The organism is Frateuria sp. GZRe14, from assembly GCF_051900395.1.
Classification (GTDB): Bacteria; Pseudomonadota; Gammaproteobacteria; order Xanthomonadales; family Rhodanobacteraceae; genus Frateuria_A; species Frateuria_A edaphi.
The window spans coordinates 2,697,086-2,723,087 of record NZ_JBHZGJ010000001.1; the positions used below are offsets into that span (position 1 = coordinate 2,697,086).

Annotated in this window: 21 protein-coding genes; 8 read left to right on the forward strand and 13 right to left on the reverse strand. The window is 67.0% G+C overall.

Annotated elements, in window-relative coordinates; genetic code table 11:
* Positions 1–38: 38 nt before the first annotated feature.
* Positions 39–1,649 (reverse strand): S53 family peptidase, encoded by a 1,611-nt coding sequence (locus tag ACFWZ1_RS12300; protein WP_439666609.1) that lies wholly within the window; start codon positions 1,647–1,649, stop codon positions 39–41.
* Positions 1,650–2,019: 370 nt separating this feature from the next.
* On the opposite strand from ACFWZ1_RS12300, the gene ACFWZ1_RS12305 reads away from it, so the two are divergent.
* The gene (locus ACFWZ1_RS12305) at positions 2,020–2,742 is read left to right on the forward strand and encodes an rRNA pseudouridine synthase (RefSeq protein ID WP_231320955.1); all 723 of its coding nucleotides are present in this window, start codon (positions 2,020–2,022) and stop codon (positions 2,740–2,742) included.
* A 12-nt stretch (positions 2,743–2,754) separates the two neighbouring features.
* Here ACFWZ1_RS12305 and ACFWZ1_RS12310 read toward each other — a convergent pair whose 3' ends face one another.
* The 4 genes from ACFWZ1_RS12310 to ACFWZ1_RS12325 all read right to left on the reverse strand — a co-directional run bounded on the left by ACFWZ1_RS12310 (position 2,755) and on the right by ACFWZ1_RS12325 (position 5,819).
* Positions 2,755–3,225 (reverse strand): DUF1456 family protein, encoded by a 471-nt coding sequence (locus ACFWZ1_RS12310; RefSeq protein WP_439666610.1) that lies wholly within the window; start codon positions 3,223–3,225, stop codon positions 2,755–2,757.
* A gap of 64 nt (positions 3,226–3,289) precedes the next feature.
* On the reverse strand, positions 3,290–4,183 hold the full coding sequence (locus ACFWZ1_RS12315) for a DUF5996 family protein (protein ID WP_439666611.1): 894 nt from the start codon (positions 4,181–4,183) through the stop codon (positions 3,290–3,292).
* Positions 4,184–4,342: 159 nt separating this feature from the next.
* The gene (locus ACFWZ1_RS12320) at positions 4,343–4,783 is read right to left on the reverse strand and encodes a barstar family protein (RefSeq protein ID WP_439666612.1); all 441 of its coding nucleotides are present in this window, start codon (positions 4,781–4,783) and stop codon (positions 4,343–4,345) included.
* Between the two features lie 142 nt (positions 4,784–4,925).
* Complete coding sequence (locus ACFWZ1_RS12325; protein ID WP_439666613.1) at positions 4,926–5,819, reverse strand: LysR substrate-binding domain-containing protein; 894 nt, start codon at positions 5,817–5,819, stop codon at positions 4,926–4,928.
* 117 nt (positions 5,820–5,936) lie between these two features.
* Here ACFWZ1_RS12325 and ACFWZ1_RS12330 point away from each other — a divergent pair, with 117 nt between their 5' ends.
* The 3 genes from ACFWZ1_RS12330 to ACFWZ1_RS12340 all read left to right on the forward strand — a co-directional run bounded on the left by ACFWZ1_RS12330 (position 5,937) and on the right by ACFWZ1_RS12340 (position 7,905).
* On the forward strand, positions 5,937–6,455 hold the full coding sequence (locus tag ACFWZ1_RS12330) for a lipocalin-like domain-containing protein (RefSeq protein WP_231320961.1): 519 nt from the start codon (positions 5,937–5,939) through the stop codon (positions 6,453–6,455).
* Between the two features lie 153 nt (positions 6,456–6,608).
* Positions 6,609–6,953, forward strand: coding sequence for a 5-carboxymethyl-2-hydroxymuconate Delta-isomerase (locus tag ACFWZ1_RS12335; RefSeq protein WP_439666614.1), 345 nt, complete (start codon positions 6,609–6,611; stop codon positions 6,951–6,953).
* Between the two features lie 46 nt (positions 6,954–6,999).
* The gene (locus tag ACFWZ1_RS12340; protein WP_439666615.1) at positions 7,000–7,905 is read left to right on the forward strand and encodes a hypothetical protein; all 906 of its coding nucleotides are present in this window, start codon (positions 7,000–7,002) and stop codon (positions 7,903–7,905) included.
* Positions 7,906–8,039: 134 nt separating this feature from the next.
* Here the strand turns inward: ACFWZ1_RS12340 and ACFWZ1_RS12345 are convergent, their stop codons facing one another.
* Positions 8,040–8,801 carry a hypothetical protein gene (locus ACFWZ1_RS12345; RefSeq protein WP_439666616.1) on the reverse strand — a complete coding sequence of 254 codons (762 nt, stop codon included), beginning with the start codon at positions 8,799–8,801 and terminating at the stop codon, positions 8,040–8,042.
* A gap of 151 nt (positions 8,802–8,952) precedes the next feature.
* Here ACFWZ1_RS12345 and ACFWZ1_RS12350 point away from each other — a divergent pair, with 151 nt between their 5' ends.
* On the forward strand, positions 8,953–9,363 hold the full coding sequence (locus ACFWZ1_RS12350) for an ExbD/TolR family protein (RefSeq protein ID WP_439666617.1): 411 nt from the start codon (positions 8,953–8,955) through the stop codon (positions 9,361–9,363).
* Positions 9,364–9,640: 277 nt separating this feature from the next.
* Here ACFWZ1_RS12350 and ACFWZ1_RS12355 read toward each other — a convergent pair whose 3' ends face one another.
* Entirely contained in the window at positions 9,641–10,147 is a 507-nt protein-coding gene (locus ACFWZ1_RS12355; protein ID WP_439666618.1) for a hypothetical protein, read from the reverse strand.
* A gap of 375 nt (positions 10,148–10,522) precedes the next feature.
* On the opposite strand from ACFWZ1_RS12355, the gene ACFWZ1_RS12360 reads away from it, so the two are divergent.
* Positions 10,523–12,214 carry a TPR end-of-group domain-containing protein gene (locus ACFWZ1_RS12360; RefSeq protein WP_439666619.1) on the forward strand — a complete coding sequence of 564 codons (1,692 nt, stop codon included), beginning with the start codon at positions 10,523–10,525 and terminating at the stop codon, positions 12,212–12,214.
* Positions 12,215–12,283: 69 nt separating this feature from the next.
* On the opposite strand, the gene ACFWZ1_RS12365 is transcribed toward ACFWZ1_RS12360, so the two are convergent.
* Positions 12,284–12,883 carry a hypothetical protein gene (locus ACFWZ1_RS12365; RefSeq protein WP_231320968.1) on the reverse strand — a complete coding sequence of 200 codons (600 nt, stop codon included), beginning with the start codon at positions 12,881–12,883 and terminating at the stop codon, positions 12,284–12,286.
* 611 nt (positions 12,884–13,494) lie between these two features.
* On the opposite strand from ACFWZ1_RS12365, the gene ACFWZ1_RS12370 reads away from it, so the two are divergent.
* On the forward strand, positions 13,495–14,361 hold the full coding sequence (locus tag ACFWZ1_RS12370; RefSeq protein ID WP_439666620.1) for an endonuclease/exonuclease/phosphatase family protein: 867 nt from the start codon (positions 13,495–13,497) through the stop codon (positions 14,359–14,361).
* Positions 14,362–14,428: 67 nt separating this feature from the next.
* Here the strand turns inward: ACFWZ1_RS12370 and ACFWZ1_RS12375 are convergent, their stop codons facing one another.
* Together ACFWZ1_RS12375 and bglX are read right to left on the reverse strand one after the other, a co-directional pair.
* The gene (locus ACFWZ1_RS12375; RefSeq protein WP_439666621.1) at positions 14,429–15,325 is read right to left on the reverse strand and encodes a hypothetical protein; all 897 of its coding nucleotides are present in this window, start codon (positions 15,323–15,325) and stop codon (positions 14,429–14,431) included.
* A 21-nt stretch (positions 15,326–15,346) separates the two neighbouring features.
* Positions 15,347–17,728, reverse strand: a complete 2,382-nt coding sequence (bglX, locus tag ACFWZ1_RS12380) for a beta-glucosidase BglX (protein WP_439666622.1) — start codon at positions 17,726–17,728, stop codon at positions 15,347–15,349.
* A gap of 104 nt (positions 17,729–17,832) precedes the next feature.
* On the opposite strand from bglX, the gene ACFWZ1_RS12385 reads away from it, so the two are divergent.
* Positions 17,833–19,686, forward strand: a complete 1,854-nt coding sequence (locus tag ACFWZ1_RS12385; protein ID WP_439666623.1) for a family 43 glycosylhydrolase — start codon at positions 17,833–17,835, stop codon at positions 19,684–19,686.
* A gap of 84 nt (positions 19,687–19,770) precedes the next feature.
* On the opposite strand, the gene ACFWZ1_RS12390 is transcribed toward ACFWZ1_RS12385, so the two are convergent.
* The 3 genes from ACFWZ1_RS12390 to ACFWZ1_RS12400 all read right to left on the reverse strand — a co-directional run bounded on the left by ACFWZ1_RS12390 (position 19,771) and on the right by ACFWZ1_RS12400 (position 25,923).
* On the reverse strand, positions 19,771–21,228 hold the full coding sequence (locus tag ACFWZ1_RS12390) for a glucoamylase family protein (RefSeq protein ID WP_439666624.1): 1,458 nt from the start codon (positions 21,226–21,228) through the stop codon (positions 19,771–19,773).
* A gap of 75 nt (positions 21,229–21,303) precedes the next feature.
* Entirely contained in the window at positions 21,304–22,821 is a 1,518-nt protein-coding gene (locus ACFWZ1_RS12395; RefSeq protein ID WP_439666625.1) for a tryptophan halogenase family protein, read from the reverse strand.
* Between the two features lie 63 nt (positions 22,822–22,884).
* Positions 22,885–25,923, reverse strand: a complete 3,039-nt coding sequence (locus tag ACFWZ1_RS12400; RefSeq protein WP_439666626.1) for a TonB-dependent receptor — start codon at positions 25,921–25,923, stop codon at positions 22,885–22,887.
* Positions 25,924–26,002 lie beyond the last annotated feature (79 nt).

Genomic DNA, 26,002 nt, shown 5'->3' on the forward strand with positions numbered 1-26,002 from the left:
ACTCGCCCGGTGGCGGAAGCCACCGGGCGAGCTTCGTCTTACAGGCTCGCGTTGAGATTGCTCACGATGATGCTGCCGAAGCCGCTGGCGTAATCCCAGCCGGTCGTGGCCGTCTCGCCACCGTTACTGCCCGAGGTGACGTCGTGGTACACGCTCGAGGGCACCTGGTACAGGTGCGGGCCAGCGAAGCCGAGCGACGAATGCCCGGCCAGCATGCGCGCCCAAGTGGCGGCAAACAGCGGAGCCGACAGGCTCGTGCCACCGTACTGGGCGTTGCTGCCGTTGACGATGATGATCGAGCCGGAGTTCGGATCGGCGTCGAACGCCACGTCGGCGACGTCGCGCGTCGTGCCGCCACCCTGGGTCTGCCAGCTCGGCTTGGGCTCGACCGTGCTCGGGCTGCCGCCGGCCTTGCTCCACAGCGTCTCGCTCGCCCAACTGTTGTTGCTGCCGGTACCGAGCGTGGTGCCGCTGACCGCCACGACGTAGGGGGAGCTGGCCGGATAGCTCGGCGTGGTGCCGCGCGGGCTGCTTCCGCACTCGTTCGAGCCGGCATCGCCGGTGGACACCGAGAAGGTCTGCCCCTGCGCCACCGCGACCGCGAAGATCTGGTCGTCGGCCGCCATCGTGCCGTCCTGGTAGGTGTAGGTCTCGCACTCGCCCAGGGACACGTTGATGACGCGCGCCTGGTTGTCGCTGACCGCCTGGTTGTAGGCGGTGGTGAGCGCGCTGTTGCTGAGCGACGTGGCGGTATAGAAGATCAGCTTGCCCACGCCGCCGGACATGCCCACGATGTCCTGGCTGTCCAGGTCCCACTCGGCCGTGCCGCTGGTGTCGGTACCGGCCGCGCCGGCCACCACCACCTGCGTGTTGACCGCCGGCAACCCGTTCTTGCTGGTGAAGCTGGCCAGGTCCTTCAGCGGCTGGGTCATGTCGCCGTCGCTGATGATGCCCACCGTCACGGTCGATGCGGTCGGCGTGCCGCCGGCGTTGTAGATGCTCGGAAAGGTGGTCGGGTTGTGGCCGGTGATGGTGCCCGCGCCACCGCCGCCGCCCGGCTTGCCGGCCGTGCGGATCATGGTGTGCGCGTGCGAGACCGTCTGCAGGCCGAGCACCGACAGCACCGTGCCGGAAAGCGCGGCCGGCACCTTGGCGTCGTCGATGTTTGCGTAGGCCGCATGGCCCTGGCTGTCACGCGCGTGGACCAGGCGCGCGCCGAAGGCCGTCCGTGCGCCGGCAGCCGTGCCGTCGGCCGACACCATCAGCCGGTTCGGTGCGACGGTGATGTTGGTGAAACCGGACTTGGCTAGGTAATCGACCACAGCCTGCACCTGCGAAGCGCTGGGCGAGAAGTTGGCGGTGACGTCCTGCGGCAGCAGCCTGGCGCCGAACATCGCGCTGTGAGGGTTGTGCGCGTCGGCGATGAAGGCGTCGAGAACCGGGCGGTTCTGCAGCTTGAGCGCGACCGAGATATGGATGGGCATGCCTGGCTCGGCCAGGTCTTTCGCCGAGGCCGTCGCCGCGAGCGCGTGAGCATGCGTCGCGGTGGCAACCCAGGCGGTACCAGCGGGCGCGGCCATGGCCGGCACCGCAGCCACACCCAGCGCCGCCCCCAAGGCCAGGCACAGCATTGAAATCTTCGTCTGCATGAAACATCTCTCCCGTAGGAATCATGATGACCGTGTGCGTCACGGCTCCCCGCCGCCGTCCACGAGTGGCATTCGATGCAGAGGCATTTGCCGTCAACTGCGACCGCGCGCCACCGGTCGACGCTAGCACGGGAAAAGGCGAATTTCGGGTGAAGAATCGAATCGCAAGTTCTTGAAATATCGCAAGATATTTCGTATCTGCGGATTGGAGACCGATTCCGGGATTCCTCCCCGACCGTGCACGCCGGACGCAGTCGACGCGGCGAATCGACGACTGCGCGTGATCGCACCTCACCCGACGGCGCGCGCGTTCCACAAGAATGCGCATGCTGGCGGATACACTGGCCATCCCGATTTCCGGCACTGATCCATGTCCGATCCGGTTCGACTGGCGAAATACGTCGCCGACCTGGTCCGGTGCTCACGCACCGAGGCCGAGCAGTACATCAAGAACGGCTGGGTGACCGTCGGCGGGCGCGTGGTGGAGGATCCGGCGTACCCGGTCTCGACCGAAGCCGTCGCGCTCGACCCGGCTGCGCAACTGGAAGCCGTCGAGCCGGCCACGATCCTCCTGCACAAGCCGGTCGGCTACGACGCGATCAAGGGCCGCAAGGCCGCGGCGGGGCTGGTGCAACCGCAAACACGCTGGCCGGACGATCCCTCGGGCGTGCGCCTGCTCGAGCGTCATTTCCATCGCCTGACGCCGCTGGTGCCGCTGGAAACCGAAGCCAGCGGCCTGATGGTGCTGACCCAGGACGGCCGCGTGTGGCGCCGGCTGACCGAAGACCGCGACGAGATCGAGCAGGAATTCGTGGTCGAGGTCGGCGGCCGGATCGCGCCCTATGGGCTGCACAAGCTCAACCACGGCCTGCACTATCGCGGCCGTCCGCTGCGGCCGTGCAAGGTCAGCTGGCAGAACGAGATCCGCCTGCGCTTCGCGCTCAAGGGCGTGCAGGAGGGGCAACTGCGCGACATGTGCGCGCAGGTCGGCCTGGACGTGGTGGCGATCCGGCGCATCCGCATCGGCAAGGTGCCGCTGGCGAAGATGCCCGTCGGCATGTGGCGCTACCTGCCCGTCGGCGAGCGATTCTGAAGCGATGGCGTCCTAGGCGCCGCGCACGCGCAGCGTCAGTCCCTTGAGGAAATTGCGCAACAACTGGTCGCCGCACGGACGGTAGTTCTTGTGTCCGGGCTGGCGGAACAGCGCCGAGAGCTCCGGCCTGGAGACGGGGAATCCCGCGTCCTCGAAAACCTGGTGCATGTCCACGTCCTTGAGCTCGAAGGCTACCCGCAGCTTCTTCAACACCACGTTGTTGCTGACGCGCTTCTCCACTGGCCGCGACGGCAAGCTCTCGTCCCTGCCACGGCGATGCACGATCAGCCCATCGAGGAAATGCGCCAGCACGGCATCGCGGCAGGCCAGATAGCCGGGCTCGTCTTCCTTCAGCAGGAAGGCGCGCACGTCCTCCTTCTCCAGGGCGAATGCCGGGTCGGCCAGATGGGCGATCTCGACCACCTTGTTGTCGCTGAGGTCGAGCATGTAGCGGATGCTGCGCAGGACGTCGTTGTTGATCATCGATTGACTGCAGGTTCGTGGCGGGCCGCCCAGTTTACCGGTGGCGGATGCATGATCTGGCCAGTCATTGCCGCTCCAGCTCCGCCAGGTCCCAGTGCCCGAGCGTCGCGGCCCGGTGCCACGTGCTTTGCAGGAACGCTCGCAGCGCGGCTTCCGGCGAAGACGCTTTGCGCACCGCTTCATACGGCAGGATGAACTCGCTGAGCGACGGATGGAAATACGCCTCGCGCGGCTCCACCCGCGCCTTGGCCAATCCATCCGGTGGCGGCACCGCGTAGGCGTAAAAGGCCGGCTCCAGCAACGGCGCACTGCCGGGCCAGAAGCCGTGGCTGATCACCTCGTGCGAATACGCGTCGCGCTCGAACGCCGGACCCTCGCGCGATGGCGCCCGGCGACCGGAGAACCGCGTCACCGCCAGATCGAAGCTGCCCCAGAAGAAATTCACCGGGCTGCTCTTGCCCACGTAACTGCAACGCCAGCGCGCGAACTCGCGCTCGACCAGCACCAGGATCCGCCAGAACCGATGCGCCCATGCGGGCTCGTAGCTGCAATGGCGGGTGTCCTCGTCCAACCGCACGGGCGTGGGCATCTCCACCGAGACCGGCCAGATCCGAACCGCCAAACCCATCTCCCGCAGCGCGGCCATCAGCGCGTGATGGAAGTCGGCGACGCTGCGCGGCTCAAGCGGCAGGCGGCGGGTTTGCCCATCGGTGCAGTCGATCACCAGCGCGTGGTCGATGAAGTCGAATGCCAGCGTGAAGCTCCGCGCCTCGTACGGCAGCAGCCGGGTGGACAGGCCGCGCGCCGTGACGTGGAACGCGATGCCCCAGCAGTGGTTGAGCGGCGGCGCCAGCGCCAGCGCGACCTTGCCCACTACCTGCGACCACAGGTGCAACGTGGCATAGGTCTCCCGCCACGCGTCGTAAGGGAGCTCGGGCCAGGCCTCGTCGATTTGCATGCGATACCTCCTGCAAGCTCGCCGTGGCGCCGAAACCGCCACGGCAAAGTGGGACGCCAACGGCTCCCAGGGAAGCGCCCTGCGCCGGGCTTTCGACCGGCTCTCGCGGAACGGATCCCTCGGGCTCGACCCGAAAAGGCTCCGATCCGTCCATCCGGCTCAGGCGTCTATCGCGGCATCCAGCGTCTCGCTGTCCGGGAACACCATGAAAACGAAAAACGGCACGCCGCGGGCGTACCAGTCCTTGGCCACGCCGGCCAGGTGGTCGCGAAGTGCCGCGTAGACGTCGGGCGCCTCGGCGCGCAGGACGTCGGCATGATCGAGCACCAACACGCAGCCCGGCGCCGACAGCCAGCCCGGATCGCGCAGGCTGGCCGTGATCGCGGACCAGTCATCCCCGGGTAGCGCCAGCTCGAACGCCTGGGCCAGGCACCGCACCGCGCGGTGGTGGCTCGTGCATTCGCGCAGATCGATGCGACTGAGGCGCAGGCCGGCGCGGGCAGCGTCATCGGCCAATGTCATCGGGTCGTCGGGCACGACGCGATAAATGCCGTCGCGTCCGGCATCGTGCAGATCGATCTGCAGAACTTTGCTGGTCATCGGCAGAACGTGAGAGGCAAGGATCAACGCCTCTTACGCCCAGGGGCGTGTGGGCAACGAAAAAGCCCACAGCGAAGCGAAAGGCCCCGATAACCCCCTCGAGGGCGACCATGCATGGAGCGCGGCAGAGCCCGGCATCCGGTCACTTCCCGCGAGGTCCCGATCGACCCAGATGCGTTCGCGCCTGCTCCACCACCACCTGGCGCAGCCGTGTCAGCGCCGCAGAAGAAGGGTCGGAGGCGGCATGCAGGCACAGATCCACACCCGGCAGCGACGGCAGGCCGTGGCGCTCGTCCAGCCGCATCAACGCGGCCGGGAGGTCGGTGCCCGTGCGTACGGTGATGCCCAGCCCCGCGGCCACGCCCGCCCACAGGCTTTGCAGACTCGCGGTGACGAATGCGGGCCGCCAGGCGATGCCTGCCCGATCCAGCGCCGCCGTACCCGCCAGTCGGAAGAAACACGGCGGCTGGTAAAGCGCCAGATCCAGCACCGCGTCGGGCCGCACGACCTCGCCCGTTCCTGCCGGGCCGATCCAGGTCATCGGCAACGTGGCCAGGCGCTGGGCGTCCGCCCGCCCCCCCTGGTTCATGGCAAGCACCAGATCGAGCTCGCCGCGATCTAACCGTTCGAGCAGCAGCCGGTTCGGCTCGACCAGGACATCCACCCGCACTGCTGGATAGGCTTTCCTGAATTGCCCCAACGCCGCCGGCAACCAGGACTCGGCGAAGTCGCCCGGCAGGCCGAAGCGCACCACGCCGTCGACCGCCGCACCGCGCACCGCGTGGACCGCTTCATCGTTCAGTTCCAGGATGCGGCGCGCGTAGGCGTGTACCCGGTCGCCCGCCTCGGTCAACACCACGCGGCGGCCCTGCTTGCGGAACAGCGGCTCGCCCAGCTGCAGCTCCAGCTTGCGCATCTGCTGGCTGACCGCCGAAGGCGAGCGCCCGATGCGTTCCGCGGCACGGGCCAGGCCGCCCATGTGCAGGATCGCCACCAGGCTGCGCAACGCGTCCATGTCGAGATTGGGGAGCGACATAAGTAAGCAATTCGAAAGTTTTGTCCTCGAATTATTCGATTTTTCCGCATGCAGGCAAGCCGTACGATCGGCGAGGCCCCATCCACGACCTCCCCCGATTCGAACGAGGAAAACCCCATGAGCCTGCATCGCACCTTCTTCCGCCTCGCTGTCGTCGCCTGTCTGCTGCCGGGCCTGGCCTGGTCATCCGGCGCCGGTGCGACCGACACCGGCGATGTTTCGCTGGCCGGAACCTGGACGCTGGTGGCGGCCGACGTACTGCATCCGGACGGCTCGCGTTCGCACGACTACGGGGACGCGCCGAAGGGCCTGCTGCTGATCGACCGCACCGGCCACTACTCGCTGCAGCTCTACCGCGCCGACCGCCCGCGTTTCGCCAATCCGAGCAAGGCCAAGGCCACTGCGCAGGAATACCGGGCGGCGGTCATGGGCGCGAGCACCCACTACGGCACGGTCGCGGTCGAGCCGGATCGGCACCAGTTGGTGTTCCATATCGAAGGCGCCTCCTTCCCCAACTGGGAGGGGCAGGAGCAACGCCGCGCCTTCGAGTTGCACGGCGACACGCTCAGCTACCGGGTGCCGCCGCGTCCGGACGGCGACGTGCCCGTATCGGTCTGGCGGCGCATCGGCCACTGAGCCGGATGCAGCGACGCCGGCGCCAAGCCCGGGGGCAAGAAACGAGCTCCCGGTTGCCGCGCGGGTGGATGGCAGCCTGCCAAAACGCTGTGGCGGCAACGATCGGGTGGCCGAGGTAAGCCGCCGCCCTTTCCCAACCAGGCCCGGAGACACATGCCGCACTTCATCGTCGATTGTTCGCAGGAAATACTGCGACAGCACAGCGAGGAAGCCATCCTCGCGCGCCTGCATCGCGCCGTGAATTCGACGGGATTGTTCGAGGAATTCGATATCAAGGTGCGGATCCATCCCTTCCGGATCCACGCCGCCGGCGGCGCAAGGGAAGACTTCATCCACGTGTTTTCGTACATCATGCAGGGGCGAACCGTCGAGCAGCGCGCCGATCTCTCGAAAAGGGTGGTCGGCGAACTGGCCGACATGTTTCCGGCCGTCCACCGGATCGCCATGAACGTGATGGAATTCGAGAAGGCGACCTATTTCAATCGGGACATGTTGTAGACACGAAAAGCCGGACCACGCACGCCTGCCCAGGTTTTTCTTCGCCATGATCATCCATCCCGGTTTCATCAAAACGGGCACGACATCGCTGCAGGACTTCCTGCTCTTCGTCCATCCCCGGATTCATGCGTTCGGCCATCCCCACGGGTCGGATGTGGATGTCCGTGTTTCCCGGGCCCTGCGACGGATCGAGGGCTTCGACGATGACCCGCAGGAACTGCGCGAAGCGCTGGCAGCGGCGCTCGACGCCCGCCCCGACGATCGGGTGCCTGTCCTCTCCGACGAGACGCTCACCGCCGATCCGCACCTGACCGCCAGCGTCGCCCGGCGCCTGCATGATCACTTCCCGCAGGCACGGATCCTCTTCACCATCCGCCGCCAGGAGGACATGATCCGGTCCTTCTACGGTCGTCACGGCCGGGTGCTCGTCAACGTTCCGGTTCCCTACCGCGACAGGCACGTACGCTTTGCCGCCTGGCTGGAACACGCCTGGCGGAACCGCCCCGCAGGCGTGCTCGGCGTCGCGGATTACCAGCGGACCATCGACATCTATCGCGCACTGTTCGGCGCCGAACGCATATCGGTACTGCTGCTGGAACAGTGGATGGCCGACCCCCGGGCTTTCGCCGACCGTCTGTCGACCCTCCTGGGCATCGACGCCCCGACCACCTTGCACTTGCTGGGCAACCGGCGCACGCACGGGCAGGAGACCTCGCGCTACGTCCTTTACGACCGCCTGCGCAAACGCTTCCCCATTGCAGGCCGCATGGCGGCGCTCCTGCCGCGCGGGGTGCGGACCCTCGGCAGTGGGTTCCTGACGCAGGGCGGCACGCAACGCGCCGAATTCCCCCCCGGATGGCCGGAAAAGCTGGGCGATCTCTACCGGGAGGGCAACCGGAAACTGGCCGAGCAATACGCCCTGCCCCTGCGCGATTTCGGGTACGCGGTGTGAGAGCCCAAGCGCGGCGGGTTCCCGCGACGGAAAGCCGCCTCCGCACCCGCCGTGCCTGACATGAGAGGGCGCTACATGCTCGCGGTCATGCCCCGCTGCCTCGGGCGCTACCCGTTGCGTGGGGCGATGGCCGGTCAGCCACCCTTCGCACGCAGGCCGTGGATGTATTCCAGCTCAGCCAGCGACTTGGGTTCGCCCGGGACCAGCTTCAGGCATTTTCGATAAGCCTCGGTCGCGTCATCGAGCCGGCCCAGCTCTACCAGGGCGAAGCCTTGCCCGCGCAAGGCCGCGCACTTCAGCGGGGCGGCCTGCTCGGGGGCGGCGCTGATCTCCGCGTCGGCTTGCGCTTCCTGATCCAGAGCCAGCATCTTCTGCCAGTCGCGGCTTTCCTGATAGGTGTAGGCCAGTTCGATCTTGTACTGGCTGTCCATCGGAGACAGCGCGAGCGCCTTTTCGAGATCGGCGCGCGCTTCAGCGTAACGTGCCATTTCCGTCATGGCATACCCGCGTGCCCAATAGGCAAGGGCCCACGCCGGGCCTATCACGCTCACGGACACCTCCGGATCCGCGTCCGCCATCTTGTCGCCCAAGGCGGCGTAGGCAAGCGCATCGACCATTCCGCGGGCGCAGAAGACCTTGGCCGAGCTGTCCTTGTAGAGCGCCTCGTATTTTCGGATGACCTCCGCCAGCGGGCCGTCGACGGCCTGCTGGATATGGCCAGCCTGGATCATCGCCAGCGCATCGTCCACCTTCTGCCGGTCGGCATCGGCAGCCGGTTTCCCGGCATCGTCCACAGCCAACGTGATGGTCCTGGTCGGCTTGGCGCCTGGGTGCCCCGCGCAACCGGTGAGAGCGAGGAGCGAGGCCATCACCACGCTGAAGAGAGAACGCTTCACTGGAGATTCCTCCCTGAAAAACCGGTCCGGCGATCATGCGCGCGCACGGGCCCTTGCGGGAAGTCCCCGTCGGCGCGGCATAGTCGGGCCGCCGGCATCCCCCACTGGCCGGCACCAGGGCTCAACCACATCGAAAACGTCAGGAGGAAGTATGGCTTTCTCTGCGAGGATCGAGTCGTCCCCCTTCGCCGGCATCAACGTCACGCCGCTCGTCGACGTGCTGCTGGTGTTGCTCATCATCTTCATGATCACGGCGCCGGTCGTTGTGCACAGGAACCGCGTCGACCTGCCCGTGTCGGGCCACGCATCCGACGACCGGCCCGAACCGCTGCGAGTCACCGTGGACCCGGGCGGCATGGTGTTCTTCAACGGCACGCTGGTGAGCGATGGCGCGCTCGCTACGCAGTTGGACATTGCCGCAAGCCACGGCCTGGATGACCCGGCCAGCATTCCCCGTGTCGAGCTCCACGCCCGGGATGAAGCGTCATACGACGATGTGGCGCGGGTGCTGGCGCTGGTGAAGGCGCACGGCATCACCGGCATCGATTTCGCATCGGACTGATTTCCGCGAAGCATCCAACGTGGCGGCGAGCGCCTCGCGGATGAGGCGCTCGCTTTGCGTGCCGCGCTCGAGAACAGTGCAAAGCACAGCGCACGCCCTCCCGCCGGCCGAGGCATCAGCCAACAAAGGCTCCTGCCCGATGCGGCTTCATGACCGGCCGGGGCAGCGCTCGATGGGGTGGTCGAGTCTGCCCCGGTCTCTCGGGCGGGCCGGCAAGTGGGGGACAGCAGGCCCGCACGATCAGTGCATCCGGCACCTTTTCATGCACATCCCCTGCCTAGTCGCGCAGGTTCACCACGGCGACTTGCGGGTATACCGCCTGGGCCGACGCTACGCGCTGGCCCCCGTTGTCGGCCTTCATCAGCTGAGGCGCCAGGGTGCAGCGCGCGGCGCCCGAGGGCATCGTCCGCTTGCAATAGACGTTGACGATGGCAACCGTGGTCTGGTCGGCGTCCATCAACAGGATGCGTTTCGCCACGCCAGGGCGCAAAGAGTTGTCGATGGCCACGGCAACATGCGTCACCGGGGTGCCGCTCTTGCGCACGGACTCCGACTGATCGGCCGCCTGCTGTGCCTGTACGTACTGCTTGTGCGTATTGCCGACGAGGGCATGCAGGGTGTAGCCCGTGTGCAGGTTGGCCACATAGGTTTCGTACTGGCCGGGGACCGCCGTGACTGTGACATCGCGCAAATTGGTGGGCTGCGTCTGGTCCTGGGCCGCGCTGGCGCCGCCGGCGAAGGCAAGACCGAACGCAAGTGTGGTGGCATTGATCAGGTATTTCATGGAAGCCTCCAGACGGACGCCGATGTCCGTGGAATGATTCTGGGCTGGGGGCTACGCCGCTTGCTTGAGGAACTTCGGAGGAATCCACGGGGATTCCATGAGGATTTCCAGCGGCGATCCGCGCCGATCGCGGAGGGTCTGCGACAGCTACCCCTCCGGCCGAACGTGATCCGGCCTTTTGCCCGCGACCGACGCCATGCGGCACTCACAGGATGCATGACTGACGACCTACTCCGGGCCTGCGCCGCATTGGCATCGCACGCCAACGCGCGCTTGAGCCAAGCGGAATGGCGACGCTGGGCTCGCTTTTCGCCACCGCCCAACTCGCCGGCGAACTCTATCGATCTTTAACCACCCCTGTGATATTGCGGCCGCGTGGCCAGTGACTCGAACAGTCCGCGGGTCGACTACGCGTTCGGCGATATCCGCGTCGAGCCGGCGGCCCACCGCGTGTTGCGCGATGGCCACGAACTCGAACTGGAGCCGAAGGCCTACTCCGTGTTGCTGCAGTTCGTGACCCATCCGGGCGAACTGATCCAGCACGACGACCTGCTGGAACACGTGTGGGGGCACAAGTGCGTCACGCCGGCATCGTTGAGCCGGGTCATCTCGCAGTTGCGCCAGAAGCTCGGCGACGAAGCGGCGGAGCCGCGCTACATCCAGACCGTGCATGGGCTTGGCTATCGCCTGATCGCCGGCGTCACCGCCAGGAACCCAACGGATGCCAACCGGGCCAGCAGCGCCGTGCCCCGTCCACTGCGCCATGCGGACGGCGACCACGACCGCCGCAGCATCGCCGTGTTGCCGTTCGTCAACATGAGCGGCGACGTGGAAAACGAGTACTTCAGCGACGGCATCGCCGAGGAAATCCTCAGCCTGCTGACCAAGCTGCCGCAACTGAAAGTCTCCTCGCGCACCTCCTCGTTCTTCTTCAAGGGCAAGGAGATCGACCTCCCGACGATCGCGGCCAAGCTGGACGTCAGCACCGTGCTCGAAGGCAGCGTGCGCCGGGCGGGCAACAGGGTGCGGCTCACCGCGCAGCTGATCGACGTGGCGTCGGACTCGACGCTGTGGGCCGAGACGTACGACCGCGAACTGCGCGACGTGTTCGCCATCCAGGACGACATCGCCCAGAGCATCGTCGATGCCCTGAAGGTCACCCTGTCGCCGAAGGAGCGCCGCGCGATCCAGTACGTCGCCACCGCCGACGTGCAGGCCTATGACGACTACCTGCGCGGGCGCAAGTATTTCTATGCATGGAACCGGCGCGATTCGCTGCGCGCCATCGACATGTACGAGCGCGCCATCGCGCGGGACCCGAAGTACGCCGCGGCCTGGGCCGGCCTGTCCGATGCGTACGTGATGCGGCATCGCTTCCTGGATGCGAATCCCGCGCACGTGGCGCAGGCCATGGAAGCCAGCGAGCGGGCCCTGCAGATGGACCCGGACTCGGCCGAGGCGCATGCCTCGCGCGGCCTGGCGCTGTACGTCAGCAAGCGGTTCAAGCAGGCCGAGCAGGAATTCGAGACGGCCATGATGCTCAACCCGAACCTGCTGGAAGCCTATTTCCTGTACGGCATGATCTGCAGCTCGCTGGGCCATTTCCAGAAAGCCGCCTGGCTGTACCTGCGCGCGGCCGAAGTCAGTCCCGCCGACTACCTGCCGCTGGTCTACCTCAGCCAGGCGTACAGCGAGATGGGCCGCAAGGAGGACGAACGCAAATCCCGTCATCGCGCGATCGAGTTGATCGAACGCGCGTTGAGCGTGAACCCCGATGACGCCCGGGCCCGCTACATGGGGGCCGCGAATTTCGCGGCGATGGGCGACAAGGCCAAGGCGATCGAGTGGGCCAACCTGGCACTGCGATCGAGCGAAGACGAGCCGATGGTGTTCTACAACGCCGCGTGCACGTTCGCGGTGCTGGAGGAACACGACCGGGCCATCGACCTGCTCGAACGCGCGGTGAAACTCGGCTGGGGCGACCGCGCCTGGATGGCGAACGACAGCGACCTCGCCTCGCTGCGCAACAAGCCCCGCTTCCAGGCGCTGCTGACCAGCCTGAACTGAGGCACGCGGCGGGGCCGCTGCCGGGAACCCGCTTTTGTCAGCCGGGCATGGCCGTCCAGGCGCGCTCGATCAGGCCTTGTTGCGCACGGCGGCAACCTTGGCCATGAGCTGGTTGATGGCGTTGATCGCCGTCGGCTTTCCGCCCAACGCATGAGCCCGCGTGAAGTCGAAATCCACGAACCCGTTGCTGGTTTGAACGCGGATCCGGCAGTCCCTGGCCGCCGTCATCCGCTCCAGCACGGAGTACGGGATGACGACCTCGTTCATGCCGTACAGCCGGTTGGAGCCGGCCGACCCGCCTCCGGACGCAGCACGACTGGTCGGTTCGCCCGCCGAATACTGCGAGATGTCGCCATCGATGTTGATGAAGAATGCGCGTGTATCGCTGAAAACCAGCGTGCCTGCAGTACCCGGGGCCCAACCCACGACAAGCGCAACGCTTTCTGGTGCCGCGCTCGACCACCGGGCTCCGAGCTCCAGCGGCTCGGTCCATGTGCCATCCACGTTGGCAAGCGCGTTGGGCGAGGCCTCGATGAGGGTCGCGTTGTCGAAACCGGACGTTCTTTCCGTGACCACGCCTCGGCCCGTCAACTGGTCCAGCGTGGTACAGCCGGACATGGCCAGCGCAAAGGCAACCACGAACAAGCGCTTTTTGTTGATACCGATCATGTGTAACTCCCTTTTGATGATCCATGGCGAGCCTGACGTTCTGGCGACGACGCCAGGTGCGATTCGAAGGCTCAAGAGAAGGACCCGTGTTGCGCACAGGCGCCGGAGCGTAAAAGCGCAACCGCGCCTGCCCCACGCGTGCTGCAACCAACGCTGCCGGCCCCTCATTACGGGACACGCGCGGCTCCTCGCCGCCGCGCCAGGCACGCGGTCCACCAGCGAGTGGAACGCCGAGGCCGAGCCGTCTCCGACAGGATCACCCGACGCCGCGACCACCACGATCAGCGCAGGACGCGCCCAACCGTCATCCGAGCAAGCCTTCTGCTGTCAGACAATGCGCCCGACGCCTTGGGTGAGATCCGATCCATCACCGGCGGACACCGGCGATGACCCGGCAACCACAAGTCGAAGCCATGACCGCGGCACCATGCGGGAGTGGTCGGGTGCATGGTCGAACGGGATACTGGAACGCGGGCGTGGCCAGCGCGATGACGTGTCCGGCGCACGATGACGCGCGCCACTGCGTTTCGCACCGCGTGAACCTGCCTCGAGTGAGGCTGCCTCCAGTTCTGAAGTTCAGCGCGTCACCCCTTCCCCACAGGAGTTGTTCCATGCGGCTGCTATCACGCGTTTTCCTGATTTCCGGTCTCGCGCTCGCCTCCAGCATGGCCAGCGCCACCGCGCTGCCGGGCACGCACGACCTTCGCGTGATGACCTTCAACGTGCGCTACGGCACGGCCGACGACGGCATCAACGCCTGGCCCAAGCGTCGTGACCTGATGGTCCGGGTCATCCGCAAGGAACACCCGGACATCATGGGCACGCAGGAACTGCTCTCGCCCCAGGGCGACTACCTGCAGCAACACCTGGCGGGCTACACCTGGTTCGGCATGGGCCGCAACGGCAACGAGATCGACGAGAACGGCAACGAGCACATGGGCGTGTTCTACGACAGGACGCGCCTGCAGGTGCTCGAGTCCGGCAACTTCTGGCTGTCGGAGACCCCGGACAAGCCCGGAAGCATCGGAGCCGGCCTGTTGATGCCCCGCATGGTCACCTGGGCGAAATTCCACGACCGACGCAGCGGCAAGGATTTCTACTACTACGACACGCATTTTCCCTACCGCGACGGCGAGGAGGCCGAAGCGACCCGCGAGCGTTGCGCCGAGCAGATCCGGCAGCGCCTGGCGCGACTGCCTGACTCGGTTCCCGTCATCCTGACCGGTGACTTCAACACGACGCCGGACAGCAGGACGCACGCTTCCCTGACTGAAGTCCTGCACGATGCGCGTACGTCGTCGCCACGACACGATGGCCCGGAGGGCAGCTTCCACGACTTCACCGGCCATGCGACCAAGCGCATCGACTGGATCCTCTACCGCGGCCTGGAAGCCGACGACGTGCGTACGATCACCACGCACGAGGGCAAGGTCTACCCTTCGGACCACTTCCCGGTGGTGGCGGACTTCAGATGGTAGGAGCCCGCAGGAGGGTTGGCTCCCCGGCCGAACGTGTACCTGTCGCGCCAAGCGCAACGGGCGCCTGTCAGGAAATGGCTTCCATGTTCGAGCTCAGCACGTGCCAGCCCCGCGCGTCATGCCGCAACACCGCGGTATGCCACGAGGCGCACAGGTCGCCACACCAGAAGCCGTACTGGACGTCGTAGTCGCCATCCGGGCGGCGCATCGGCAGGCCCACGTTCATCCGCATCCTCTGCTGCATCGGCGCCTTGCCGGAGGGCCACGCGCTTCCGGGGAACAACCGCAGGCCGGTGTCGACCAGTTGCCTGATGGCATCGGCGGAGAGGTCGCGCTGGAGCCCGCTGTCCGGCCAGCTCATGGACACGTAGAGCGGCATGCGGTTGGCGCGCACGTAGCCGTCCTTCGCCGTGGCCTGGTAGCGCACAAGCGCGACCATCATGCCCTGCAGGTCCGGAGCGGGATGAAGCACCGCGTCCTGCTGCGCCGCGCGCCGGACGCGGGCTTCCCCGAGGTGAGCCGCCACACTGCCTTGCGCGACACACTGCCTCACCGCCGGATCGCGCGCGCACACGGCGCCGGTCGCCTCGTCCAACGTGACCTCGAGCGAGGCCGGCGCCTTGGAGATGTCGCGGTCGAGCCGGAAGTGCCATACGCCGCGGCTTGTATCGAACTCGATGCCGCTAATCGTGGCGTCGTCTATCTCGGGCCGAAGCGCCGCCAGAGAGGTCTGCATGGCATCCATCCCGTCCAGCAGCGGCCTGGCCGGGGCACCCTGCGCGAGCGCGACGCCGCTCGCGGGGATAAGGGCGAAAGATATCCATCCGAGGTACCGACCTGCCATCCGCATCGCCACGCCCCCGCCTGGTGGGTCCGGAAACGGTAGCCCGATCGCCGATGATCCGGCAATCGGACCATGCCTGCGTTCACCGGGAAAACGAACGATGCCGGGACAGGCGAGCATCGCGTTCCGCCGGGCCCGAGGTCATGGACGCACGTCGAAGTCGGCCTGCGCCGCCGCCTGCGAGCTGCCGCCGACCCACACTGTGTAGTGCGTGGGTTCCACCACCTGACGGCTGTGCACGTCGTAGAACGACAGTTCGGGGAAGCCGAGCTCGAAGCGCACCTGCCGCGATTCGCCCGGCTTCAGCGTCACGCGCTGGAAGCCCTTCAGCCCGCGCACCGGTTGCTCGACGCTGGCGCCGAGGTTGCGCACGTAGAGCTGCGCGACCTCCGTGCCTTCGCGCTTGCCGGTGTTGGTCAGCGTGGCCGTGACTGTGACCAGCGATTTCGCGCCTGGCCGATTGGCCTCGGCCAGCGGCAGCGTGGCTCGCGAAACGTGCACGCCGGAGTACGCGAAGCTCGTGTAACCCAGGCCAAACCCGAACGGGAACAACGCGTCGTTCGGCACGTCGATGTAGCGCGAGACGAAGCGCGTTTCGCCGCCACTGGGCGGCTTGCTCAAGTCGGCGTCGCCGGCGGGCCGGCCGGTAGGGAACTGTGCGTAGTACAACGGCTCCTGCCCGACCGCGCGCGGGAAGCTCATCGGCAGCTTGCCGCTGGGCGCGACGTCGCCGAACAACACGTTGGCCAGCGCGTTGCCGGCCTCGGTACCGGGGAACCACACGGCCATGATCGCCGGCACGTGCCTGGCCGCCCAATCCAGCACCAGCGGGCGACCGGAGAACACCAGCAGCACCACCGGCTTGCCCGTCGCCGCGATCTTCTCCAGCAGTTGCTGCTGGTTGCCCGGCAGGTCGAGGTGCGCGCGCGAGCCGGCCTCGCCGCTCATTTCCGACGACTCGCCCAATGCCATGACCACCACGTCGGCCTGGCGCGCGGCCTGCAGCGCGGCATCGAAGCCCGCCGCCGCGTCGCCCAGGACGTCCGTGCCGTGCGCGAACAATACGTGGCCGCCACGCTGCTGCATGCGCCGCTCCAGTGCCTGGCGCAGCGTCACCACGTCGGACGCCTGCGTTGCGCCGCCCCACGCGCCCTGCATCTCGTTGGAGGCATCGGCAAGCGGGCCGATCAGCGCCACCGACTTCACTTCGTTGCCCAGCGGCAGCACCGCCTTGCCGCCGACCGACGCGTTGCGCAACAGCACGAACGACTCCTCGGCGGCACGGCGCACCAGCGGACGATGCTCGGGCACCGCGTGCGTCACCTCGGTGCCCTGCGCGTAGGGATGCTCGAACAAGCCCAGCGCGAACTTGACCCGCAGCACGCGCCGCACGGCCTCGTCCACGGTGGCCATCGAAAGCTTGTGCTCGGCCAGCAGCTTGGGGATCTGCGTGTCGTAGAAGTGGGACATCATGTCCACTTCCACGCCCGCCTCCAGCGCCTTCTTCGTCGCCGTGGCGGCGTCGAGCGCGATGCCGTGGTGGGTCAGTTCCATCACCGCGGTGTAGTCGCTGACCACGAAGCCGTTGAAGCCCCATTCCTTGCGCAGGATCTCGTCCATCACGTAGGGGTTGGCGGTGGCCGGCACGCCGTTGAGCGCGTTGAACGAACTCATCATCGTCGCCGCGCCCGCCTCGACCGCGGCCTTGTACGGCGGCAGGTAGACCTGCCGCAGGCGGATGTCGGACATGTCGGTGGTGTTGTACTCGCGCCCCGCCTCGGCTGCGCCGTACGCCGCGAAGTGCTTGACCGAAGCCGCGACGCTGTCCGGCCGGGACAGATCGTTGCCCTGGTAGCCGCGCACGTAGGCACGCGCCATTGCCGAACCAAGATACGGATCCTCGCCCGCGCCCTCGGTCGAGCGGCCCCAGCGCGCGTCGCGCGAGATGTCGACCATCGGCGAGTAGAACCATTTCACGCCGGCGGTGGTGGCTTCGGTCGCCGCCATGTGCGAAAGGTCCCCGACCAGCGCCGTATCCCACGATGCCGCCAGGCCCAGCGGCACCGGATAGATGGTGCGATAACCGTGGATCACGTCCGCGCCGAAAAGGATCGGGATGTGCAGGCGGCTGTGCATCGCCGCCTCCTGGAAGGCGCGCGTCTTCTCGGCGCCGATCACGTTGAGCATCGAGCCGAGACGGCCTTGCCTGGCCAGCGCCATGGCGTCGACCTCGGTCTTGGTCTCCGGGTTGGCGGCGAGCTCCTTGTCGCCGGTGGTGGGGGTCGGCGCGCTGAAGCCCTGGTCGTTGTACTGGACGAGTTGGCCGATCTTTTCTTCCAGCGTCATCTGATCGAGTAGCGCCTCGACACGCCGTTCGATCCCGGGCGAGGTCAGTTGCGCGTTCGAGGGTGCCGTGGCGTGCGGCAGGGCGCCGGCGACCTGCGCTTGGACGACTGTGCACGCGAACGTGCTTGCGAGCAGCAACACGGAGGGACGCAAACGGAAGATCGATGATCGGTTCATGGCAGCACGGGATGCGAGCGGCAGCGCCCGCTTGAGCGTGAAGACGTTTACACGACCGGGTGTGAAAAGATCAGATGTTCCCGATCCGGCCGAGGCCGCATGCCATGCCACACGCCTGCCCTTCCCGTTCCCGTCTCACGCTTGCCCTGCTGGTTACCGCGGGCATCGCCGCAACGGGTGCCCGCGCCGCCGTGAACCCGCATGGCCGCACCTGGGCCAATCCGGTCGACGTCGACTACCGCTACAACTACGAGCAGATGAACCAGGGCATCTCCTACCGTACCGGCGCCGATCCGGCGGTGGTGCGCTACGGCGACGCCTACTATCTGTTCCTGACCCTGGCCGATGGCTACTGGCGCTCCACCGACCTGGTGCACTGGGATTTCGTCAAGCCGGACCGCTGGCCGTTCGACGGCCCGGTGGCGCCGGCCACGCTGGTCGCCGATGGCAAGCTGTTCCTGATGCAGTCGGCGATGCAGCCGGTGCCGCTGCTGTATTCGACCGATCCCGCGCATGGCCACTGGAATTTCTGGACGCGCCTGTTGCCGCCGGTCCCGGGCGCCGTGTGGGCCGGCCACGAGAGCGAGATGAAGCCGGGCGACCTGCCGCCCGGCCCGTGGGACCCGGGCCTGTTTCGCGACGAGGACGGCAAGACCTATCTGTACTGGGATTCCTCGAACGTCTTCCCGCTCTACGGCGCGCAGATCGACCTGGCGCTGGACCACGGAAAGGAAGGCGAAGGCAAGCGCGTCACCTTCGTCGGCAAACCCGAGGCCCTGCTGCGCCTGCATCCGGACCAGCACGGCTGGGAGCGTTTCGGGCAGGACCACACCGACGAGAGCATCGACCCCTACGTCGAGGGCGCCTGGATGAACCGCCACGGCGACACCTACTACCTGCAGTACGGCGCGCCCGGCACCGAGTTCAACGTCTACGCCACCGGCGTCTACACCAGCGACAAGCCGCTCGGTCCGTTCCACTACGCACCGTACAACCCCATCGGCTACAAGCCCGGCGGATTCGTGGTCGGCGCCGGCCACGGTTCCACCTTCGAGGACACCTACGGCAACACCTGGAACACCGGCACGATGTGGGTAGCGGTGAACTGGCGCTTCGAGCGGCGTGTCGACTTGTTTCCCGCCGGCTACCACGACGACGGCCAGATGTGGGTCGACACCCGTTTCGGCGATTTCCCGCAGCGCATGCCCGACCACAAGCTCAAGCCCGGCGAGAGCACTTTCACCGGCTGGATGCTGCTCTCCTGGCGCAAGCCCGCCACCGCCTCGTCGCAGTTGCCCGATCACGGGCCGGCGGAGGTCACCGACGAGAACCCGCGCACCTATTGGGTCGCCGCGCACGACAATCCGGGCCAGACGCTGACCGTCGATCTCGGTACCACGCGCAGCGTGCGCGCCGTGCAGGTGAACTTCACCGACTACAAGGCCGGCCGCTACGGCGACGCGCCGGACATCGTCACGCAGTTCAAGCTCGAAGGCTCCACCGACGGCAAGCACTGGACCGTGCTTGCCGATCTCTCGCACGAGCAGCGCGACCGGCCCAACGCCTACCTGGAGTTCGACCGGCCCGCGCACGTCCGCTACGTGCGCTACGTGCACGGGCACGTCGGCGCGAAGCACCTGGCGATCTCCGACCTGCGCGTATTCGGCAACGCGGACGGCGCGCCGCCGTCACCGCCGGAGCTCGTGTCCGCCAAACGCGATACGGACACCCGCGACGCCGAGATCGCGTGGAAGCCGGTACCGGGCGCGGTGGGCTACAACGTGCGCTGGGGACTGTCCGCCGACCGGCTGCACGAGACCTACCAGCGCTTCGCCGACCAGCCCACGCACCTGCAACTGCGCTCGCTCAACAAGGGCGTGCGTTACGTGGTGGCCGTGGAGGCGTTCGACGAGCATGGGGTGTCGAAACTGTCGCGGGTGGCGACGCTCGAACCCTGATCGATGGCTGCCTTTGCAGGCGCGGGATCCTCTCGGATGGCCGCGCTGCGCAACTGGCGTCTAGCCCCCCGGTAGGGCGGTAGGTCAGGGTTCGGGCGCGGCCAGCCAGCCGCCGGTGAAGCCGGCCTGCTCCAGGCCCTTGCGGATGTACGGGTTTCGCCGCATCACCTTCCAGACGAAGTCGCTGCGCCAGTTCTCGATCATCAGCACGATCGGGCCCTGGTCGATGCCCAGTTGCACGCTGTCGACCCAGCCCAGCCCCGGCACCAGCCGGCCTGTGCGCAATTCGGTGTCGGTATGGAAGCTCGGGTTGAAGGCGTCGACGAAACCGTAGCGGTCGTAGATGGATTTGCCGTAGCGCTGCTTCATCGTCGCCAGCGCGGGAACCACGATCTCCGGCGCGAAGGCAATCGAGCCGCCCGCGGCGGTGGGGGCGATGGTGCCGTCGTCGGAGATGTAATCGAGCCCGGCACCGCGCGCCGTGTAGCCCTCGAACGTGAGCGTCTTGTTGCCCTGCTCGACGACGATGCCTCCCGGCCCATTGCTGGCGGTCAAGCCCCACACGTTGGCGCCGTAGCCGGTCCAGTGGCCGGGATTGGCGATGGCGTAGTTGCGCTGGCTGTAGGTGGCGCGCCGGCTGTTCTCGAAGTAATCGAGGTCGTGCTTTCGGTTCCAGTCGTCGCGGATGCCGCGGAAGTCCACCCAGACATGGCTGTACTGGTGGCCGAACATCGGCGCGAAGTTGAGGAAAGTCTGCCCGTAGAACGCACCCCAGGTCTTGTCGTTAGTCGAGGTCCAGGCCTTCCAGGCGGCCGGTTGCACCGGATGCGTCGGCGAGCCCAGCGCGAGGATGTAGACCAGCATGCCTTCGTTGTAGCCCTTCCAGTCGGACGGGATGAACTGGCCGCCCGGGGTCCAGCCCATGCTGATCAGCGGCGCGCGCGCCTGCATCCAGGGCCAGTCGACGCGGCGGTAGATCGCGTCGGCCAGCGCGCGGATCTCGCGCTCGGCGGGCGTGTCGCGGTCGAAGTAGGACTGCGCGAACAGCACGCCGCCCAGCAGCAGCGTGGTGTCGACGCTGGACAGCTCCACCCAGCGCCCGAAGCGCTTGCCGGTCTGCATGTCCAGGAAGTGGTAGTAGAAGCCGTGGAAGCCGGCGGTGTCGTCCTCGCTGCCATTCTGCGGCGCGTCCCTGAAGAAGCGCAGCGTGGCGAGCGTGCGTTCGGCCGCCTGCGCGCGCGTGATGTAGCCGCGCTCCACGCCCACGCCGTAGGCGGTCAGCCCGAAGCCGACGGCCGCGATGCTGGAGAACGACTCGCCCGGGTAGTGATCCGGCACCAGCCCCGTCTTCGGATCGGCGCTGTCCCAGAACCAGTCGAAGGTGCGCCGCTCCAGATCGTCGATGAGCTTCTGCTGCGCAGGCGGCAGCGTGGCGTAGGTCGTCGCGGCGGGCCCGGGTGTCGCGGCGCGGACCGGCGGGGTGGCTGCGAGTGCCGTCGCGAGGAAGGCGGTCGTCAGTGCTAGCGAAAATCGGCAAGGCATGGGAACGGCATCCGTCGAGGGGGGTGGAAAAAACCGGCCACCGCCGAACGGCGAGGAACGGACGGAAGGTGGGACTCAGGCCGGCACCGGGACGGCGGCGCAGCAGCGCTCGATGAAGGCGGCATGGCTTGGCATTGCCTGCACGCAACTGGCGATCACCCGTCCCACGTTGGCGATATAGCCGTCCACATCGGACTGGGCGACCTGATCGACCAGCGGGTGGTACTGCTCGGGCACGATGCCCTGGCCGATCATTACCTGCACCCAGCTGACCAATGCGAACATCTCCTCGCCCTGGCGGAAGAAGCGGCCGCTGTCGCGGAACAGGCGGATCGTCTCGGCCAGCGACGGCGGAATCGCCATCGTGCGGCAGTCGTTCCAGAACGCGCTGTCGGTGCGCTCGGTCGCGTGGTAGTGCAGGATCAGGAAATCGCGGATGCGCTCGTACTCGAACACCGACTGCGCGTTGTAGCGGTCCATCAACACCGGGTCGAAATCGCTCCACGGGAACAGGTTGAGGAACCGGGCGATGCCCGACTGCACCATGTAGATGCTGGTCGATTCCAGCGGCTCCATGAAGCCGCTGGCCAGGCCCAGCGCGACCACGTTCCGGTCCCAGAACTTCCGCCGCATGCCCGCGGTAAAGCGCAGCACACGCGGCTCGCCGAGCGGGCGGCCGTCCAGATGCTTCAGCAGCGTGGCAGCCGCCTCGTCGTCACTCAGGTGCGCGCTGGAATAGACGTGGCCGTTGCCAATGCGATGCTGCAGCGGGATGCGCCACTGCCAGCCGGCGGATCGCGCGGTCGCGCGCGTGTACGGCGTGGGTGGGCCGACCTTCTCGCAGGCCACCGCCACCGCGCGGTCGCACGGCAGCCAGCGACTGAAGTCGTCGTAGCCGGCGTGCAGCGTCTGCTCGATCAGCAGGCCGCGGAAGCCGGAGCAGTCGACGAACAGGTCGCCCGCGATGCGCGCTCCGGAGGCCAGCGTGACCGCCTCGACGAAACCGCTGTCCGGCTGCAGCGCCACATCCACGATCTTGCCTTCGATCCGCTGCACGCCGTGGCGTTCGGCGTACTCGCGGAGGAAGCGCGCGTACAGCCCGGCGTCGAACTGGTAGGCGTAGGCAATGTTGGCCAGTGGCGAGGTCGGCGGCACGTCGCTGGCCGACACCATGAACCTGCCCTGCCCTGCCGCCAACGCGTTGAGCGAGTAGGTTCCGAGGTCGGCCGCCTTGCCCTGCCGGCGTGCCTTGAGCCAGTACTGGTGGAATGGGAGCAACCCCAGGTCGGGGCCGAGGCCGCCGAAGCTGTGGAAGTAACGCTCGCCGATGCGGCCCCAGTCGTCGAACTGGATGCCAAGCTTGAATGTCCCCTGCGTGCGCCGCACGAACTCGGCCTCGTCGATGCCCAGCAGGTTATTGAAGAGTTTCAGGTGCGGCACGGTGGACTCGCCCACGCCGACGATGCCGATCTCGTCCGACTCGATCAGCCGGATCGCAAAACGTCCGCCGAGCACCTTGGCGAAGGCGGCGGCGGCCATCCAGCCTGCCGTGCCACCACCGACGATGACGATGTCGCGAATGGGTCCGCTCATAAAAGGCCCGGATGGGAGCGCGCTCCCGGCACGGCCGTAGCCGTGCCGGGGCGCTGGGCTGCGCTAGAAGTTCAGGCCGACCTCGAACTTGAACGTGCGCGGCACGAAGGTGATGTTGCCCAGGCGGTTGTACTCCACCGTCGCCTGCCCGTTCGCGTAGGTCGGAACGTAGTCGACGAAGTTGTCCCAGTTGAACACGTTCAGCACGTCGAACCGGCCGAACAGCGTCACGCCATGCCCGAGGTCGAAGTTCTTGGTCGCCTGGAAGTCGATGTCGCGGTAGCCCCAGATCTTGCCGCCAAAGATGAAGCGCGAGCCGCCCGGCGTCGCCGCCTGCGGGATGCAGTTGTTCCCGGCCGGGAACACCGCGCCGTCGTAGCAGGCGATGCCGTTGAACGGCAGCGGCGTGGCGAGGGTGAGCTTCGCCGACAGCGTGGTGCCCCACGGTCCGTCGATGTTGCCGGTCGCCACGAAGCGATGCTTGGCCGCGGCGTTGGACGTGATGAACGGGTAGTCGCCGATGGTCGCCTCGTCGAACGAGTAATGCTCGTTGATGTCGCGGTTCTGCTTGGCGTGGGTGAAGGTGTAGGCGAACGTCGCGCCCCAGTGCGATTCCTTCGTGTAGGGCTTCTCGGCCGAGAGCAGCAACTGAGTGGTGCGGGTGGCGATGCCGTTGTTGCCGACGATCAGCGCGCCGAACCCGGGCACGCCATTGCCCCACGGCTGGCTGTTGTTCTGGAAGAACGCGCCGTCCGGGTAGCGGTTGCCGAGCGTGAAGGCGAAGCCGTCGTGGCTGAGGATGCGCGAGACCGTCGCGCTCGTGTTCCAGTCGCCGACCTGGTTGCGCATGCCGAGACTGAACTGGTCCGAATACGGCGCCTTCAGGTGGTTGTTCATCAGGTCGACTTCGGTGCCGGCGTTGCTGCTCGGACCGAGCAGCGCCTGCAGGTTGGCCAGCCCGTTGAGGTAGTTCGGGTCCCAGTCGTAGCAGGGGGTCGATTCGCGGTGACACAGGCCGGTCGCCGGATCGCGGAAGTAGATCGTGTACTGCGGCAGCGCCGACTTGGTCGTTTCAAGTTGCAGGTAGTCGTACAGGTCGCGGTCGTAGGCGCGGCCGGCGCCACCGAAGATCACGTGCGCCTCGTCGCCATTGAGGTCGTAGGAAAAGCCCAGTCGCGGCTGCCACTCGCCCTTGTAGGCGGAGCGATTGCTGCCGGTGCTGATGTAGTCGTTGACGTCGATGCCGCCGAGCGCCAGCGACTGCGCGTAGGTCTGGCCCGGCGGTCCGTTCGGGTCCTGGCTGTTGAGCGCGGCCACCACGTTCGCCGGCGTGACGAAGTTGGTGTACGAAGGCGTGCGCTCGTAGTCCCAGCGCACGCCCAGGTTCAGCGTGAACTTGTCGGTGATGTCCCAGTCGTCCTGGATGTAGGCGCCGAACTGGTGGCTCTTGGTGGAGACCGACGGCGTGAGGCCCAGTCCCGTCACCGGCTTGGTGAAGAAGGCCTTGTACGGCGTGCCCGCAGTGCCGGCCGTCGTCACGTTGTAATAGAACTGCGGGTTGACGTCGGCCGCGTCGGCCGCGTTCAGCGTGACCATCTTCTTCTTGAAGCCCAGCTTGATCACGTGGTCGCCGTGCCACTGCAGGTCGTTGAAGGTGAAGTCATCCTGGATGGCCGGACCCTTCTGCCCCTTGTCCTGCGTGGCAAGCGGGCTGGCCGCGCCGGTCTGGATGATCACCGGGTCGTCGGTCGGGCGCTCCCAGGTGTAGACCAGGCCGTTGCCGTAGTTGAGCGCGGTGGGCGCGTTGTAGGCGTCCTCGTAGGTCAGCAGCAGCTCGTTGAAGTAGGCCTCGCCGCTGTGCTGCCAGCGCAGCGCATAGCGCTTGTCGTTGTTGCGGGTGCTGTAACCGGAGGTGGGTGCGTTCTGGTCACCGATGCCACCGAGCTGGTCTTCCTTGCGGATCTGCGCGCTGGCCTCGAAACGGTCGCGGTCGGTCGGCTCCCAGTCGAGCTTGCCGAAGTAGAGGTCTTCCTTGAAGTTCAGTCCGGCCGGGCCGAACAGCCCGGCCACGTCGGCGGGCAGGTAGGCCACGCCCGGAGCGCCGTCGGCGCTTGGTACGACGGTGATCGGCGTATCGAAGCGCTTGGCCTCGTACACCGCGAAGAAGTGCATCTTGTCCTTGATGATCGGGCCGCCGATGGCGAAGCCGTATTCCTTTTCCTCCGACGGCGTCTTGGTCCCGGAGTCGCGCTCGGCCGGCGTGCGCTCGCGGAACGCATCGTTGGTATAGCGGTAGTAGGTCTCGCCGTGGAATTCGTTGGTGCCGGATTTGGTCTGCGCCGTCACCGCGGCCGAGGAGATCTGGTCGTACTCGGCCTTGTAGTTGGAGGTGATGACCTTGTACTCGCCGATCGCCAGCTGCGGGAACGGGTTGCCCTGGCTGCCGTTCTGGCCGCTGACGCCGCCCTCCTTGACGTAGCTCTTCTGGCCCACGCCGTCGATGTAGACGTTGACCGAGCTGTTGTTCATGGCGCCGCCGCGCAACGACGTGTTGCCCTTGGAGTCGACGCTGAACACCATGCCGGGCACGGTGTCGGCGAACTCCAGGAAGTTGCGCGAGATCTGCGGGATGGTCTGGATCTGGCGCAGCGAAATGGTATTGCCCACTTCCGGCGTCTTGACCTCGGTGAGCGTGGTCGCGGTGACCGACACGCCGCCAAGCGTGGTGGCGGCGGCCGGCGAAGGCGCACCCGCGGCCACCGGCGCACCGGCCGCCACCGGCGCCTGCAGGTTCAAGGTCGCGGTGGAGGCGACGGTCAACGTCACCGTCTGCTCGGTGCCCGGGCCGGCATCCACCTGGTAGGTGCCTGGCTGCAGGCCGGGCAGCGCATAGCTGCCGTCCGCGCCGGTACGCGTGCGTCGCACCGAGCCGGTCGCCACGTTGCGGGCGGTGACCTGGGCGTTGGCCGGGCCGGTGCCGCGCAGTGTGGCGTTGGCGGTCTGCGCCCACGACACGGTCGGGGCGACGGCGACCGTGGCGATCGAGCCGGCGATGAGGCTCGCCAGCAGGCTTTTTTTCATCAAACGCAATGTCTTGTTCATCGCTGCGTCCCTTGAGGGCCGGAGGTTTGCGACGATAGTTATTAATTCAAAGTGATGATGGCGTCGGCGGATCGGGCGT